At 60.2% G+C, this 14,854-nt stretch carries 15 protein-coding genes and 1 pseudogene; 10 read left to right on the forward strand and 6 right to left on the reverse strand.

Annotated elements, in window-relative coordinates; translation table 11 throughout:
* Positions 1-358 (reverse strand): SOS response-associated peptidase family protein (locus ABS772_RS07175; protein WP_350393307.1); only part of this gene is annotated, 358 nt, incomplete at its 3' end.
* Between the two features lie 244 nt (positions 359-602).
* On the opposite strand from ABS772_RS07175, the gene ABS772_RS07180 reads away from it, so the two are divergent.
* The 5 genes from ABS772_RS07180 to ABS772_RS07200 all read left to right on the forward strand — a co-directional run bounded on the left by ABS772_RS07180 (position 603) and on the right by ABS772_RS07200 (position 6,613).
* Positions 603-809 (forward strand): type II toxin-antitoxin system ParD family antitoxin, encoded by a 207-nt coding sequence (locus ABS772_RS07180; RefSeq protein WP_350393309.1) that lies wholly within the window; start codon positions 603-605, stop codon positions 807-809.
* Positions 806-3,283 carry a hybrid sensor histidine kinase/response regulator gene (locus ABS772_RS07185; protein WP_350393311.1) on the forward strand — a complete coding sequence of 826 codons (2,478 nt, stop codon included), beginning with the start codon at positions 806-808 and terminating at the stop codon, positions 3,281-3,283. Before ABS772_RS07180 ends, ABS772_RS07185 begins: the two co-directional genes overlap by 4 nt.
* A gap of 305 nt (positions 3,284-3,588) precedes the next feature.
* Positions 3,589-3,885 (forward strand): hypothetical protein, encoded by a 297-nt coding sequence (locus ABS772_RS07190; RefSeq protein WP_350393312.1) that lies wholly within the window; start codon positions 3,589-3,591, stop codon positions 3,883-3,885.
* 379 nt (positions 3,886-4,264) lie between these two features.
* A complete protein-coding gene (locus tag ABS772_RS07195) occupies positions 4,265-5,347 on the forward strand; it encodes a fatty acid desaturase (RefSeq protein WP_350393314.1) in 1,083 nt (360 codons plus the stop codon).
* Positions 5,348-5,803: 456 nt separating this feature from the next.
* Complete coding sequence (locus ABS772_RS07200) at positions 5,804-6,613, forward strand: transglutaminase-like domain-containing protein (protein WP_350393316.1); 810 nt, start codon at positions 5,804-5,806, stop codon at positions 6,611-6,613.
* A 277-nt stretch (positions 6,614-6,890) separates the two neighbouring features.
* Here the strand turns inward: ABS772_RS07200 and ABS772_RS07205 are convergent, their stop codons facing one another.
* Entirely contained in the window at positions 6,891-7,019 is a 129-nt protein-coding gene (locus ABS772_RS07205) for a hypothetical protein (protein ID WP_350393318.1), read from the reverse strand.
* Between the two features lie 47 nt (positions 7,020-7,066).
* Positions 7,067-7,315 carry a hypothetical protein gene (locus tag ABS772_RS07210; protein ID WP_350393319.1) on the reverse strand — a complete coding sequence of 83 codons (249 nt, stop codon included), beginning with the start codon at positions 7,313-7,315 and terminating at the stop codon, positions 7,067-7,069.
* 335 nt (positions 7,316-7,650) lie between these two features.
* Between ABS772_RS07210 and ABS772_RS07215 the strand changes: the two genes are divergently transcribed.
* Entirely contained in the window at positions 7,651-8,016 is a 366-nt protein-coding gene (locus ABS772_RS07215) for a hypothetical protein (RefSeq protein WP_350393321.1), read from the forward strand.
* Positions 8,017-8,444: 428 nt separating this feature from the next.
* On the opposite strand, the gene ABS772_RS07220 is transcribed toward ABS772_RS07215, so the two are convergent.
* A complete protein-coding gene (locus ABS772_RS07220) occupies positions 8,445-8,690 on the reverse strand; it encodes a hypothetical protein (RefSeq protein WP_350393323.1) in 246 nt (81 codons plus the stop codon).
* A gap of 401 nt (positions 8,691-9,091) precedes the next feature.
* On the opposite strand from ABS772_RS07220, the gene ABS772_RS07225 reads away from it, so the two are divergent.
* Entirely contained in the window at positions 9,092-9,316 is a 225-nt protein-coding gene (locus tag ABS772_RS07225) for a hypothetical protein (protein WP_350393325.1), read from the forward strand.
* A gap of 130 nt (positions 9,317-9,446) precedes the next feature.
* Here the strand turns inward: ABS772_RS07225 and ABS772_RS07230 are convergent, their stop codons facing one another.
* Complete coding sequence (locus ABS772_RS07230; protein WP_350393326.1) at positions 9,447-9,647, reverse strand: hypothetical protein; 201 nt, start codon at positions 9,645-9,647, stop codon at positions 9,447-9,449.
* A gap of 2,245 nt (positions 9,648-11,892) precedes the next feature.
* Here ABS772_RS07230 and ABS772_RS07235 point away from each other — a divergent pair.
* Positions 11,893-12,261: a hypothetical protein gene (locus tag ABS772_RS07235; protein ID WP_350393328.1), complete on the forward strand. Its 369-nt coding sequence runs from the start codon at positions 11,893-11,895 to the stop codon at positions 12,259-12,261.
* A 65-nt stretch (positions 12,262-12,326) separates the two neighbouring features.
* Positions 12,327-12,635, forward strand: coding sequence for a hypothetical protein (locus tag ABS772_RS07240; protein ID WP_350393330.1), 309 nt, complete (start codon positions 12,327-12,329; stop codon positions 12,633-12,635).
* 1,452 nt (positions 12,636-14,087) lie between these two features.
* Here ABS772_RS07240 and ABS772_RS07245 read toward each other — a convergent pair.
* On the reverse strand, positions 14,088-14,450 hold the full coding sequence (locus ABS772_RS07245; protein ID WP_350393332.1) for a hypothetical protein: 363 nt from the start codon (positions 14,448-14,450) through the stop codon (positions 14,088-14,090).
* Between the two features lie 88 nt (positions 14,451-14,538).
* Between ABS772_RS07245 and ABS772_RS07250 the strand changes: the two are divergent.
* A pseudogene (locus ABS772_RS07250) lies at positions 14,539-14,854 on the forward strand (hypothetical protein); the annotation flags it as partial.

The following is a 14,854-nucleotide window of genomic DNA, read 5'->3' on the forward strand; positions in this document are numbered from 1 at the left end:
CGAACCACACCGGCGGATGCGAGCCGTCGGGCAGCGCCTCGTTCTCGGAGAAGCTCGTCAGCGGGACGAGGCAGCGATGCTCCGGGCCGAGCCAGCGGCGCCAGTGCGGCGAGGCCGTGTTGCGCACATTCGTGACGCCCGGGTCGGTCTTCTTGCCCTTCAGGGCGAAGGCCGGCGACGGCATGCCCCAGCGATACATCGAGAGGATGCGTCGTCCGTCCGCGACGTGGACAACCGGCGCGGCCGTGTTCGGGAAGATGCCGGGCAGCGACGGCAGGTTGCCGGTGTGATCGACCGCCACCGCGAACAGGCGCCGGATCTCGTCCTGGCTCTTGGTCAGGGCATAGAGGTTGCACATGGCTGAGACGATAACCGAACAGGTCGGACGAGCGCGACTCGGACTTCATTGACCGATGGGCGCGGCGTCGGCGCTCATTCCGGAGCGCTCGTCCGCTCCTTGTCACTGAATCAGCGAGATTAGGTCCAAAAGGGGTGAAAAGCGGGCCCTGTCCTTCCGCCCCTAAGCAGAGCGGGAGGGCCTGCTGGGGGGCATAGACCAAGGAGGCTTGTCTTAACAGTTCATGCGGGTGATAACATGAGTTATGGCCGCGCGTCTCACCGTTTCCGTCTCTATCAGCCCCGAGTTGCATGCCGTCGCCGAGCGCATGCTCGCCTCCGGGCGCTACAGCAATCTGAGCGAGGTATTCCGCGCAGCCCTTCGCCTGCTCGATGAACGCGAGCGGGACTTCCAAGCGCACTGTGATACACCCAGAACGATGCAGCCCCCACGCGAGACCCTGAGCGCGTGAGCGTCCGGCCCTCACCCGAACACTCCTGCCTCGCGGGTGGCGGCGAGGCCGGCGAGAGGCTGCGTGCCATCGATTGGTCCGGTACCTCGCTCGGCCCCTTGGGCGGCTGGCCTCTGTCGCTGCAGTCGGCCGTGCGGATCGTGCTCGGCTCTGCCTTTCCGATGATGCTGCACTGGGGACCGGATCTCGTCACCATCTACAACGACGCCTACGCACCCAGCCTCGGCCGCAAGCATCCCGGCAATCTCGGCCGGCCGGCGCGTGAGTGGTGGTCGGAGATGTGGGACCAGCTCACGCCCATCTTCGACCAGGTGCTCGCGGGCAAGCCCTACCTCGTCGAGGACGCCCGCTACACACCCGACCGGGACGGCATGCCGCGTGAAGCCTTCTTCACGCACTGTCACAGCCCGCTCTGGGACGACGAGGGGCGGATCGCCGGCATCTTCCTCGTCGTCACGGAAACGACGGGCCGGGTCCTTGCCGAGCGCGATCTCACCCGGCTCAACGCGAGCCTTGAAGAACAGGTCGCCGCCGTTCAGGCCAGTGAGACGCGGCTGCGCGAGAGCGAGCAGCGCCTCGACGCCCTGATCCGCTCATCCTCGGAGGTGCGCTTCTCTACCAGCGCTGACTGGAGCGAGCTTCACCAACTCGCAGGTGGCGGCTTCATCCCCGACACCACCGCGGCCAACGCGAACTGGCTCGACGAGTACATCCCGGCCGAGGATCGCGTGGCGGTCCGGGCGGAGATCGCGCGGGCGATCAGAACCAAGTCCGACTACAGCCTCGAACACCGGGTCAACCGTGTCGACGGTACGGTAGGCTGGGCCTTATCGCGGGCAGTGCCGCTCCTCGATCCGGCGGGCGCGGTCACCGGCTGGCTCGGGGCCGCTTCCGATGTCACGGACCGGCGGCGGGCCGAAGCAGCCCTGCAGTCCCTGAACGCGACCCTGGCCGAGCAGGTCCAGCAACGGACGCAGGAGCGCAACGGCCTTTGGGAGGTCAGCCGCGACCTATTCATGGTGACCGACGGCAACGGCGTGATCCTGAGCGTCAATCCGGCCTGGACCACGGTGCTAGGCTGGGAGGAGTATGAGTTCATCGGCCGGACCACAGAGTGGCTGGAACACCCGGATGATCAGGTCAGGACGCGCGAGCAGGTCGCCCACCTCGCCGGGGGGCAGGCGACGCTGGCGTTCGAGAACCGCTTCCGCTCCAAGGACGGCGACTACGTGCATCTGTCGTGGACAGCGGTGCCTTCCGACGGCCTGCTCTACTGCTCCGCCCGCGATGTCACCGAGAGAGGGCGACAGGCAGGTCTCCTCCTGCAGGCCGAGGACGCTCTGCGGCAGTCGCAGAAGATGGAAGCGGTCGGCCAGCTCACCGGGGGCGTGGCGCACGACTTCAACAACCTTCTCACCGTTATCAAGTCATCGACCGACCTGCTCAAGCGCCCTGATCTCGCCGAAGAGCGGCGCGTCCGCTACATCGCAGCGATCTCCGATACGGTCGACCGGGCGGCCAAGCTCACGGGTCAGCTCCTCGCCTTCGCCCGCCGCCAGGCGCTCCGCCCCGAGGTGTTCGATGCGGCCGTCAGCGTGCGGGCTATCGCTGACATGGTTGGCACGCTGACGGGCGCGCGCATCAGTGTGCGTCAGCAGCTCTCCGACGAGCCGTGCTTCATCAACGCCGACCCGAGCCAGTTCGACACGGCGCTGGTTAACATGGCGGTCAACGCCCGCGACGCCATGGAGGGAGAGGGCGAACTGATCATCAGCGTGCAGCCCGCCGAAGGGATGCCGGCCGTACGCGCCCATGCGGCCGTCCCGGGGGCGTTCGTGAGGGTGTCGATTCAGGACACCGGCAGCGGGATCGCGCCGGACAAACTCGGGCGGATCTTCGAGCCGTTCTTCACCACCAAGGAGGTGGGCCAGGGAACGGGGCTGGGGCTAAGCCAAGTCTATGGCTTCGCCAAGCAGTCCGGCGGCGAGATCATCGTCGAGAGCGAGGTCGGCACAGGAACGACGTTCACCCTCTACCTGCCGCGCGCGGTGGCGAGCCGCGCCCGCGTTCGCCCAGAGGACGACGCGCCGGTCACTGACGGTGGCGGGGCTTGCGTGCTGGTAGTCGAGGACAATCGCGACGTGGGCACCTTCGTGACCCAGACGCTGGGCGAGTTAGGGTACCAAACCCACTGGGTTCTCAACGCCAAGGCTGGGCTCGACGCGTTGGCGCGCGACCCCGAAGCCCACGACGTGGTATTCTCAGATGTGATCATGCCGGGAATGAACGGGGTCGAGCTAGGGCGGGAGATTGCCCGGCTTTATCCGCGCCTGCCGGTGGTCCTGACGAGCGGGTACAGCCACGTGCTCGCTGAAGAAGCGGACCACGGCTTTGAACTCCTGCAGAAGCCGTATTCCGTGGAAGCGCTGTCGCGGGTACTGAGCCGTGCCATGCGGAGGCGCAGGGACGGCTAGGCGGAGAGTTCGTGGCTTCGCTGCACCATCAGTCCGCAAGTTGGTGGCTGCCGCAGTCATGACAACCGGCGCAAACGGCCGACGCCAAGTGGGCGCTCGGAAGGCCTGCATCGGTTGCGAAGCGGGCTGTAGCCCTTCATTCGAGCGCCACGACTTCAACGGTCTCGTCTGCATGTAGGAGACGCGATCACGTTTGGCTCAAGCCGAGTGCGGATCGGCATGCGGCTGATCGGCAGGACGGTTATGTTCATTGGAACTCTCGGTCTCCGAGGCGGCTTCGTTCGGTACAAAAGGGAGGAACCCCAATGTCGAAGTTCTCAATCCTGTCCGGTGCCGCGGCGCTCCTGATCCTCACCGGCGCCAGCGCCATAGCCGCTCCTTGCGCGACCGGTACGACGACCAGCACCCAAGGTCCGAAGACGGGTGACACAAGTTCCAACGTTCAGGGCGGCTCGACCGAGAAGGTTACCCCTGGCGCCAAGGGTGAGTCGCCTGGCACGGTCGGCGCTCTGAACCAGGGCTCGACCAGCGTACCTAAAGAGGGCGAAAGCACGCTCAAGCCCGGTCAGCGCATTGAGGGGCAGAACAGCAACGATTGCTGAAGCGCTCTTACCGATTAGTTGTCACGCCCCGCACCATCACGGTCGCGGGGCGCTTCATTTCCGCTACGAGAGCGCGGCGCACTCGAATGCGGCTCCTCGACGCGCTGATCCAGATGACCAGCACCGCTACGCGATCAAGCCTAGCATGAACGAACGGGGCCTTGGCGGAGAGGTTCGCTCAGCCGCCGACATATTCCCGACGAGAGCGCAATTACCTCGTGCGCGCACCGCTACCTTGGGCTTTCCCTATCGGAAGGTCGATAGGAAGCCGTCTGTCCCCCGAAGATGGGATCGGCGGCGTCGGACCGGTAACACCATGCGATCGGCTCCTCCAACCGCATGTCCCATCCAACGAGACGCTCGACGGACAAGATTGCCGATGAACGCAACCGACGCACCGTCAAAGCAGGCCGCCGCGGGTCCACGCGTGGATGAGGTATCCCAGGCCGAAATCGCGCAACTCGCACGGGAGGTTGCCCGGCACTGCACAGCCTTTCGCGAGCCGATCCCACGGCTCGCTTTTCGGCAAATCGCTGACACTCTGCTGCCCTACCTGATCCTCTGCGCTGCCATGCTCGGCCTGGCGGCGAACGACTACGAGCTGTTCGTCCTTCCGCTGGCCGTTCCGGCTGGCGGATTTCTGGTCAGGCTCTTCATCATCCAACATGATTGCGGACACGGCTCGTTCCTGCCCTCGCGACGTGGGAACGATGGACTCGGCCGGATCTTGAGTCTGCTGACAGTGACGCCCTACGACAGCTGGAAGCGGGCACATGCCCTGCATCACGCTTCAACCGGCGACCTGAGCCGCCGCGGCATCGGCGATGTCCATACCCTGACAGTGCGCGAGTATCTCGCCTTACCGCGCTGGGGCCAGCTTCGTTATCGCCTCTACCGCAACCCGCTCATCCTGATCGTGCTCGGTTCGCCGCTCAACTTCCTCCTGCTGCAGCGGTTGCCCTCTGGCGTCGGACTCCCATGGCGGACGGCCTGGCGCGACGTGCTGGCGCTTGATGCAGTGCTCCTCGCCGCCCTGGCGGTGTTGGCGCACGCCGTGGGCAGCATCGGGCTAGTGCTTTGGGTGTTCCTGCCGGTGATAAGCGTGGCGGCCTGGATCGGCGGCTGGCTGTTCTACGTCCAGCACCAGTACGAGGAGACCGTGTGGGAGCAGGCGGAGTCATGGGACTTCCACCGCGCTGCGCTCGGCGGCAGCTCGTACTATGCCCTGCCGCGGGTGCTTCAGTGGTTCACCGGCAATGTTGGCCTGCACCACGTCCACCACCTTAATAGCCGCATCCCGAACTACCGCCTGCAGGAATGCCTTGACGGACACGAGGTACTTGGGCGGATTGGCCGCTTGAGCCTGCGCGACAGCCTTCGCTGCCTTGGGCTGGCGCTATGGGACGAGGAGGCCCGGAAGATGATCGGATTCGCGGGAGTGCGGCGGCTTCAGGCGGTCTGAGAAAGGTTCGACCAGGTGTCGATCGCACTTCGACGCGCCGGTCCATTCTGATGGCCGATGGCCGATGGCAGACGGACGGATCGTCTCGTCATCCTGCACGTTCGCTTATTATCCCCGCCTCGTCAGGAATAGCGAACATGACGCCGAACCGCCTGACTGAAACCGAGTCGACCTTGGCGGTTACGGACCGCGCTTGGCGTGCTGAAATGATCCGCGCTTATGGTTCGGACGCTGTGTTGCATCACGGCTTCCAACCAAAGGCGAGCGGTTTGCCTGGTACGCGCCTACGCGAAACCTACGTTGCACGGCGGCGCGCGGTGAAGGAATGGCGCGACGAGCGGCGCCCTCGTGCCTGAGGTTTCGCGCGGGATGCCGTACTCACGCAACTTGTTGCTGCTCCAGGCTATATGCTTTCAGTCATCAATAGTTCCTTGAATTATCCAGTCGGAGAAGCAGATGCGCATTTTTGTTGGTTGCGAGATGACCTACGAATTCTCGCAAGCCACGCCGGTCATTGCATTACTCAACGTTCATTCCTCTCGGTTCTCCGATCTCGAACGGCCGGACTATCTCCTGACCTCGCCCTCCGTGGCATTAGAAGGCTACCGCGACAGCTTCGGCAATTGGTGCAATCGAATGATCGCGCCGGCGGGCTGGTTCACGCTCCGCACAGATACGGTGGTGCACGACAACGGCCTGTGGGACCCCGCCGTGCAGGACTCGCAGGAGACGCCGGTCGAACGCCTGCCATCCGATGTCCTGCTGTTCCTCCTAGGCAGCCGCTACTGCGAGACTGACCGCCTGTCGCAAACCGCCTGGGACCTGTTCGGACATTTGCCCTCGGGCTGGCACCGAGTGCAGGCAATCTGTGACTACGTGCATGACCGAATCGCCTTCGGATACGAGCATTCGCGGCCGACCCGGACCGCCGCCGAAGCCTTCGAGGAGCAGCGCGGCGTCTGTCGCGATTACGCACACCTAGCGATCACATTCTGCCGGTGTTTAAACATTCCCGCCAGATACTGCACCGGCTATGTAAGCGATATCGGCCTGCCGCTGCCGCATGCGCCCGGCGACTTTGCTGCTTGGATGGAAGTTTATCTGTCAGGTGCGTGGCACGTCTTCGATCCGCGCAACAATAGCCCACGCATAGGCCGCATCCTAATCGCGCACGGGCGCGACGCGGCCGACGTCCCGTTGACCCTTACCTTCGGCGCCAACACGCTCACAGGCTTCCGCGTCACGACCGAGGAAGCTTCCGATTGACCCGTTGCATGCCCAAAGGGCGAGGTGGCCAAACAGGGAGACGCATGAGTCGAGCCTATCGAGGAATTCGACCGTATCAGCCGCTTGCTGCGAGCATGACCGCAATTCCTCGACATCGTCAATGTGGCTGCTCGACTCGGATGAAGGCGGACGGTTGCCCCTCCCGCCTTCAGCAACGATGATAAAGCAGATCGCCGGGGTCCAGTACCGAGCAGCCTATCCGCATGCCTAGGCCATCGAGATCGGCCGCACAGCAAGCGACTTTGAGAGAAAACGATTAGCGGTTAACCGATTTCACCGCCGCTGAGACTGCATTCTTGATCGAAGGCGCTGCGGCAATAACCTTCGGAGTCGTCTTTTTCGGTTTCTTCGTCTCGCGATTTCCGCGCTTCTTCTCGTTGGCCATGTCGTGGCTCCTCGTTCATAAATGTCGGGACGGCAGGTCACGCGCGTTCAGTGACGGGCCTCGATCGAGACCGTCATCGGACGGTTTCCGGGCCAGTAGCGAGCGATAAAGCGCTTCCGGTCCCATAGTTCGATCGGATGATCACCCAGCAGCATCAGGGCGAGCGCCTTCGCCTCGGTGTCGTTCCGCGCACGTAGCGTGCGCCCGGCTCCTTCACGGCCGCTTTTCCCGACACCGTAGAGGCGGTAAGCGGACGCGCTGCCGTCATAGTTTCTGAGCTGGATGATATTGGTCATGACGTCCGCCTGTTCGATTCAGGCGGGGACAACATGCGCCCTCAGCCATCGGAGCCTGAAGGTCACCCTTCCGATGATGAGAAGACCTTGCGCCTTTCTTTTAGGGAAAGATAGCCCGTCCGGCAGGCTGAGCATATTGCGGGCTCGGCAACGCCCCGCACGACGCGGATAGATCGAGCGAGCGGTTGTGATGGGGAGAGAGGGCTGAGAAGGGCCCTGAGGAGCGACCTTCGAGCTTTGCGATCCTTGTTCGCCGTACAGCCACGATTGTAATATTTTACTCGTATTGTGGCTTCCAACGTGTTTATCTGACCTAGCATGGAAAGGTTGTGATTATGATATTTGATTGGCTGCGGGCCAAAATAGAAGAATTTCGAAGCCAGAGTATTGCTTCGAAGAGAAATCAGAAAAATATTTCTCAAATTGAAGATGGTACTTATCGCGACGCGTCTACTTTCTCTAATTCGAAATTTAATGATGAGTATGATTTAGCATGTGGCATACTAAAGAGAAAATTAAATGAGCATTTTCCTGATAATTATCATGCCAGTTCTTGTGCAGGGTACGACCCACAAAGAGACTATAGTTCCGAGAGAAGCGAGGCAATAGATAAATCATCTTCTGCCATTTCTTGCGCTTTGCGCAAGGGGTCTGGCGTAAACCACGCTGTCGAATTGGGGTTGAAAAGTATCGGTCTGTGAAATCGAACTTGCTTGCATTCGTTTCCGTTCATACCGCATCCGGCTTGAGCCAGATATGATCCAAGCCGCGCAACTCAACGCTGCCGATGAGGGGGGGCGAGTGGCGCTAGCGAGGGCGCGAGTGAAAACCTTGCACTTGGCGTCGGCCCGCTTCTCTTCGTCGTCGCCCTCGGCGGGATAAAGGTCTATGAACCGGACGATGCGCACGCCGGTGAGAGTCACGGCTCGCACCCCAATGCAGGGCAATTCGCCCTGAAGAAGGCAGCCTGACACAGCCGCGCTCGCCTTCACCTTCGCCACCAGCTCTGTTGTCTACCTCCTCGTCACGGTGAGGAGCGAGGCCGCGCCTTCGCTGGTGTTGGCCGGCATAGGGATCATTGCAGCGGGCGGGATGTGGCTCGTTGAGAGGGTCGCGTAAGCGACGTTGCTCAGTGCCCGCGGATGCGAGGCGGCCAGTGTGCCGACGCTTGCGTCGTGGCCATCTTGCGGAAGATCGCTAACACCGCGAGGGAGTCGGCACCCGCTCCTGCGGCCAAAGCTCGAGCTTCCAGCGCGGAAAGATCTGACATCACCGCGGCACCCGTCTCCGTTGCGGTGCCGTCTCGATCCAATGTCAAAACCGCCCACATCTCGTTGAGATATGGACAGGTGAGAGCCGGCATCCAGCGCGCCATCGGAAATCCTCAGGCGGCAAAATCCACCAAATCGACTTATTACACCAACAGGGATTTCTATCCCTGTGGCAATTTTATTTCCTTGCCGCGGCAATCCAGTCGGCTTCCTAATCGCCAGATGTGAAAACCCCGCCGCGGCTGAGCCGGGCGGGGCAAGTCTTCGGAGGGACCGCCATGCCCCGCTGATTGGGCAACCGTCCCGTGCGCAAGCGGTTCAAGGTCCGTCGGATATCCCACCATGCCGTCAACTCGGCGCCGCTCTTCCGAACGGAAGCTCTCCTGTCTGCCACCAGTCGCCATTGTAGGGGCGGATTTGCTCGACCGCGGAGCCGATGTCCGGCCAAGTGGCAAAGATGGCAACCGGGGCGCGATTAAATTCCGGCGCGCCCTAGATGCGACGGATGAGCAAACAACTTGTCAAACGTCGCGTCGTCCTCGCACTGCTGAGCGGCGTCTGCTGTGGGCTCGTCGCCCTTGGCACTCTCTGGCTGCTGTGGCCGCAACAGCTGGCGCCACTCCCTCCTCTTGCCGTCGCGCTTGCAGGCGTTCTCGGATCGGCGGGCGGCGCGTTCGGTGCGCTCATCGCGCTGAGCCGGACCAAGTCGGAGCAAAGCCAGCAGGAGTGATGCGCAATGGCAAGGCACATTCCGGCTTGTTCCGCTCCCTGCTAGACGCGTGCATCACCACCATAGTCTTTGAGCAAACCATAAAAACCCCGCCGCGGCTGAGCCGGGCGGGGCTTGAGAGAGCGATGAGCTACGCGTTGCCGGTCCGCTCGGTGTCGATAGCCTCCTTGTCGCGCCCCTCGTCGGACCGCTCAAGCACGTCCTCAGTCTCGCGTGCGATGTCCGTGGGCGTACCCTTCTCCGGCACCGACGAGTCGCCGACCTGGACGCGCTCGGTGGTCGCGTTCTTGTCGGTATCCGGCATGTCGCTGCCATGCTTGCGTTCGGTCATGGTGTCCTCCGAGGGTGGGTCGAGAGAGCAATCAACCGTTGAAGCATTCCGGGTGATCCATGCGCAGCATGAGACGAAAAACCCCGCACCGGCGGACCGGGCGGGGCTGGAGAAGGTGCACGCGGGACTGACTGCGCGTGCGGCATCAGTGAGCCGCTGCAAGCAATCGGTCCATCCCCGCTGCGCCAGCAACAGGACACGATGTCGTCAACTCGGCGCTGGCCCGCCGCTCCAGAGTTTGCCAGTTCGCCACCAATCGCCGATGAAGGGCCGGGTCCGCTCGATCGCCGGGTCAATCTCCGCAAAGGGTGGATAGCGGCGGTTCAGCCCCGCAAGATGGAGGACGGCTCCTAGCGGGTTGCTGGCCACCATTCCAAATATGCGACAAAATATTCAAGCAATTGGAAAAGCTTCGCGAATAAATCATTGGTAGATTGGAATGAATTCATTTCTTGGGATTGTCTTTGACAGTCTGATGCAATGCAAAGATCTCAATCTTCCTCGGATAGGTGAGACGCACGGTCACATCACAATTAAGGCATTGATATTTTGCGACTATTGCAAACCACCTGCCGGTCTGTATATGCACAGTCCCGCACAATGGACACGGGTTCCGAAACACATCTTCGTACAGGGCCGGAGACAGAGTCATAGTCTCGCCAATGAAAAATTAGTATTTTCTCGTGTATATCAGCAGATAAATGCTTGGAGAAAATTGTGCAAGACAATTGTAGCACGCATATGTTTCTTTATGGGATTAATGGATGCGCAGGTGAGTCCAAGATGGGTTGCACGGCTCTTAAGCCGCCGCTTTGGGTGGGAAGCGGCGGTTCAATAGGCAGATGTGGGACAGCAGGATCGCGCTAGCTCCGGGCCTTCGACTAGAGCCGCCAAAACTGGCCGCCCGCTACCACACCTAACCACAGGGAGGTCAGGACGCATCACCTCCAACACCGGCGCGTCTATGCCTCGCTCACGCAGAGCGCGGATCCTGTCGTCTCAGGTAAGCAGACCGCGCAGCTGCCCTGCTGCCTGGATGAAGAGTGGTGTCGCCAATCGACGTACACTCCTTCGGGAGCTTGAGGCCGCTAGGCAAAATCCTTGGGCCGAGTATTCCGAAAATCATACTGAATTTTCCGCTCATTAAGGCTTTTTGCGGCCTCCATCACCTCAGACCGGCCTGGACCGAAGCGACTGAGAAGCATGTTCGCTCTGTCTCGTGAAACGTGGTATTTGATATCCAGCTCTTTCATTATTTCAGCAAAATCACTTGCGCTACATTCCTGACCCTTCAACGCGGCAGCAAGAGCATCCGCCGTAGCCATCATCGTGAGACCGTGCTTTATCTCAATCGTTGAAGGAAGTCGCATTTTGCGTCCGAACCGTAGCATTGTGGGCATAACCGCAGACCTTCTATTAGATGTTTTTTCGAATTCGATCGGTGCAAGATAACAAAGATCATTCGAATGCCGTTACCACAAATAAATAACGTTCCGACAAATCTTCCGTTCCCGCATCCGATCGTGCACCCCCCCATATGACATGCTTGTCATTGTTACGATTAAATAGCCTTCTGTTGACCGACAATGCATGACACTATTTCGCCGTAACTTCGAATATGGACAATGACCATGTATGAATGACACGGGCTTGTGATCAATCTCTATAATAAAAATTCAAATGCAGAGGAGCGACTTTGAAACGGGAGTTGAATCAGCTAATAGTCTCTCAATCATAATATGATAAATTTTAAATCCCTAAATCAGCCGTTAAAAGTTACAGGATAAATAATCCATTGGCTGATATCTGCATATCATGCCACCATTGCCGTCCGAATGCGTCCTAAATCACGATACAAAAAATCAATAATTTTTGTGATAATATTTTGTGGCCCCTTGAAAGTGTTTTTTTCATCACCACTTAGTTTAGTAGAAAGTCAAACGCTAGAATTCAAGGAATGACCTGTGGGCATGACTTTGTTCAATCTCCTGGGTTTCGCCAGAACGGTTAAGCCAGCAAATCAAAACAAAGTGAATTCGGGCTGCGACAGAGGGAGGCGAGAGGAGATAGCTAAGCCTAAATCAAATCAACCGGAAGCCTTCAGTTCAGCTCGGTACCATGATCTGGCTATCGAAGAAGAACTCGGCCGGAAATTCGGCATAAAACCGTAACGCTACATGTGCGGTGCTATCTATTATATGATTGACTTGCTGTCAGGCGCATACTGAAAAAAAATCCCGAAGACATGGAGCGGATCATGACACTCCCGAGGCTAACCGGCCTAGAGTACTACTGGTTTGGAAAGAGCCAATCAATCGTTTCGGTTTACGCGCATCACCGACACATGGAAATCGACCCAGCTATCGCAGATGTAGTTCTTACGATAAAAAATGATGCAAAATCCTGCTATACAGGTCCTCAATCGTTACGGCGGCTCGCTGAGCGCTTAGATAACGAGGCAGCTGACGCTACGTTCATGGAAGCCTTGTCGGTGCTTGACGACGGGAAGCATGTAGAAGCTAGCCGTCGCGTGGAGGCAATGCGCTGTCTTTCATCCCGTTTTCTCGCCTCGGCCGATGAACTTCAGGCGGCGAAAGAGCGGCCTTTAATTTGATGCGGGGTCAATCCTGTCCATCGCTACGGTAGTCGCGCTTTTGCGCAATTGTGAAATCGGATGTAATGACCAGCTTCGGCAAGCGTCAACTGCTCAAATATCTCGGTACGATACGTGGACGAGGGAACTTGACGATCGGGAATGGTCAGATCAACCTCGGCATCGTCAGCTATGAGATCGATAGCTATCTCGACCGAGAATTTTATTCTGCTGACGGACAAATTGAGGGGGACACCGCGCATTTGATGCGAGCTTTCGAAGCTGGCAGCGCACGGATTTCCCTGCCCAGAGGCCGATCTGTCGAGGTCGTACTAGCTGACCCGATCGGCATTTCAGCGGTCGAGATTGTGATCCAAGGTCGTCTTCCGCTTTGATCTTTCTTGGGTTTCGGGTTCCTTAAAAGGCGATCAGTATGTTCCGAAAGCCAGTGCGAGCGACGTCCTTGGTTGTTGCATGCCTTGTATCGGTATCTTTGACAATCAGCTGCAGGGCTCGCGCGGAACTGCTCGCATCAAAGGTCGAGGCTGATCGGTTTGAAGCCAAGCGGATCACCGATATGAAGGCGCGGGGTGAAATTTCTCAGCGCTTGGCGGAGGCCCGCGAACGCCGTTGGGATCGCAAGATGAAGGCCGTCAGTGGGAGCATCTGCATTGGCTGCTGAACGCAGTTCCACGTGGCGGGAGTTTTGGGAAGAAAGCCACATCAGTGGCAAACTCCTAGTTATGTTCTGCGACTGTTAGTTCTTTCCAATTTTAACCGGCAAGGCCGCTAATCGGCTACGACCTGTTGATGACGTGGCTGACGTTCACAGCTCCGCTTCCTCCTCCGTAGCCGGCGTCCGAAGCGACTGCGACAACAGTCCGCAAGGGGTCGAAGGCGGGCCTTCGCAGACCGACGATCATCGTGCCATAAGCTCGCGCTCCACGCACGGCGCCCGCACCACCTCCTCCAGCATCGCGCGGGCTAACGTCGTGATTGGGCTGAAGTGATCTCGGATCACGCGTGAGGCCGCTCACCCGGCGCCGTGATCACCGGGCTGATGCGCGTGCTGGGCCCTGTGTAGAGATAGGCGCTGGCGTCCTTAGCCAGCTACCCGGTCGCCAGCACGACCGAATGGGCCGAGCCCTCCATAAACTGCCGATCATTGGCTCAGTGCCGGGGTCGCCCGACACGTAGCTGATACCCGGATTTGTCGGCTTCAAAGCCTCTTCGTCGGTCAATCCGTGGGTTCGATTGACGGTGAGGGATTCGAACTCACGGATGCCTTTGGCGCTCGTTAGGTTCCGCCGTGCAGACGAGTCACTGGACCGCAACACCTCCTCCATTCTTGTAAGGTGGGGCGCCGTCTTCTCCAAAACCGCCAAGGTTTGGCTATCAGCCTGATCCGGTCACCTCGTGATTGGTCCGCCGCCATGCTGTCCGTCTCCCGTGCCGTCGTGTCCAAGCACCGTGAGATTTCCGCGTTGCTTGCGACCTATGCCATGTTCCTCAGCGGCGTGCTGGTTCTGGCCTGGGCCGCAGCATAGGCCTGCTAGTCGAATTTGATGGAGTTTCTGACGTGGCAGACCGAGCGCAACGCCCGCAGTCAAGGACGGCCTTGGTCGCCTCTGTCGCCTTTGGCATCATTGTCGCCGCAGCCGGTACGGTCGGCTGGCGCTGGTACCATTACGTCACTGCCGGAGCCTCACCCTATGATGAGGTCGGGATCGAAGTGAACCGAAGGCTGCCTGAGTCCCTGCGCGACTGGGGCTGCGCACGTATCAAGGAGCGCTTTCCGCGGGCTGTGCCGCCCTACGGATGTCAGCCGGGGCAGGTCTCAGGCTTCGTCACCTCGACCTCTTTCTTGGGAGCGTCTGCCTCAGGTTCTCTGCAATCTGCAGAGCCCTCGCCGTTGCTGCACCAGCCTCTTCTTTGACCTCGACGTTTTCAGCCGACGTGCGCCTCCGGCCGGATCGCCGAGGCTCTGCCCTGACCCAGCAGGCCGCCACCATGCGCTCGATGTCGGCCAGGGTCGTGTAGACGCGTCCGCCGAGCTTCGCGTGCCCCAGGTCGCCGCGCGTTGCAGCATTGCGCAGGGCCAGTCCCGACATCGAGCCGTCTGGGAACGCAATGCGGGCAGCCACGTCGAGCGACAGCGGCGTGTCGGCGGTGATCTCCGACCGATCGGGGATGCGAACGGCTCGCCTCATGCTGCGCTGCCTCGGTGCTGTGCCGATTGGACTCGGATGGCGTTGCTCGCCTACGCAGAAGCGTAGCCATTGGCCTCGATGCCCTGCCATGCCGATCCGGCGCGAGTACCGTTTCTTCTACCCGATCGACTGGCCACAGCTCTCGGCGGTGATCCGCTTCGGCCGCGCCAAGGGCCGGTGCGAAGGCTGCGGGCGCCCGCACGGCCAGCTGATCTTCCATCTGGGGATGGCCACTGGTGGGATGCAGCCAGACAGACCTGGCGCAGGTGCTGGGTCCGGTCGTGCAGGCTGTGGCACGCTGGTTCACGAGCTATGCGGGAGATTGGGTGACGACGGTGTGTTGAAGGCGGCGTATCGAGGCGGGTGTCGAAGCCTGCCAGAACCTCTCAGCGAGAGCGATACGC

Origin of the sequence: Methylorubrum podarium, from assembly GCF_040270385.1 — a bacterium.
Classification (GTDB): domain Bacteria; phylum Pseudomonadota; class Alphaproteobacteria; order Rhizobiales; family Beijerinckiaceae; genus Methylobacterium; species Methylobacterium podarium.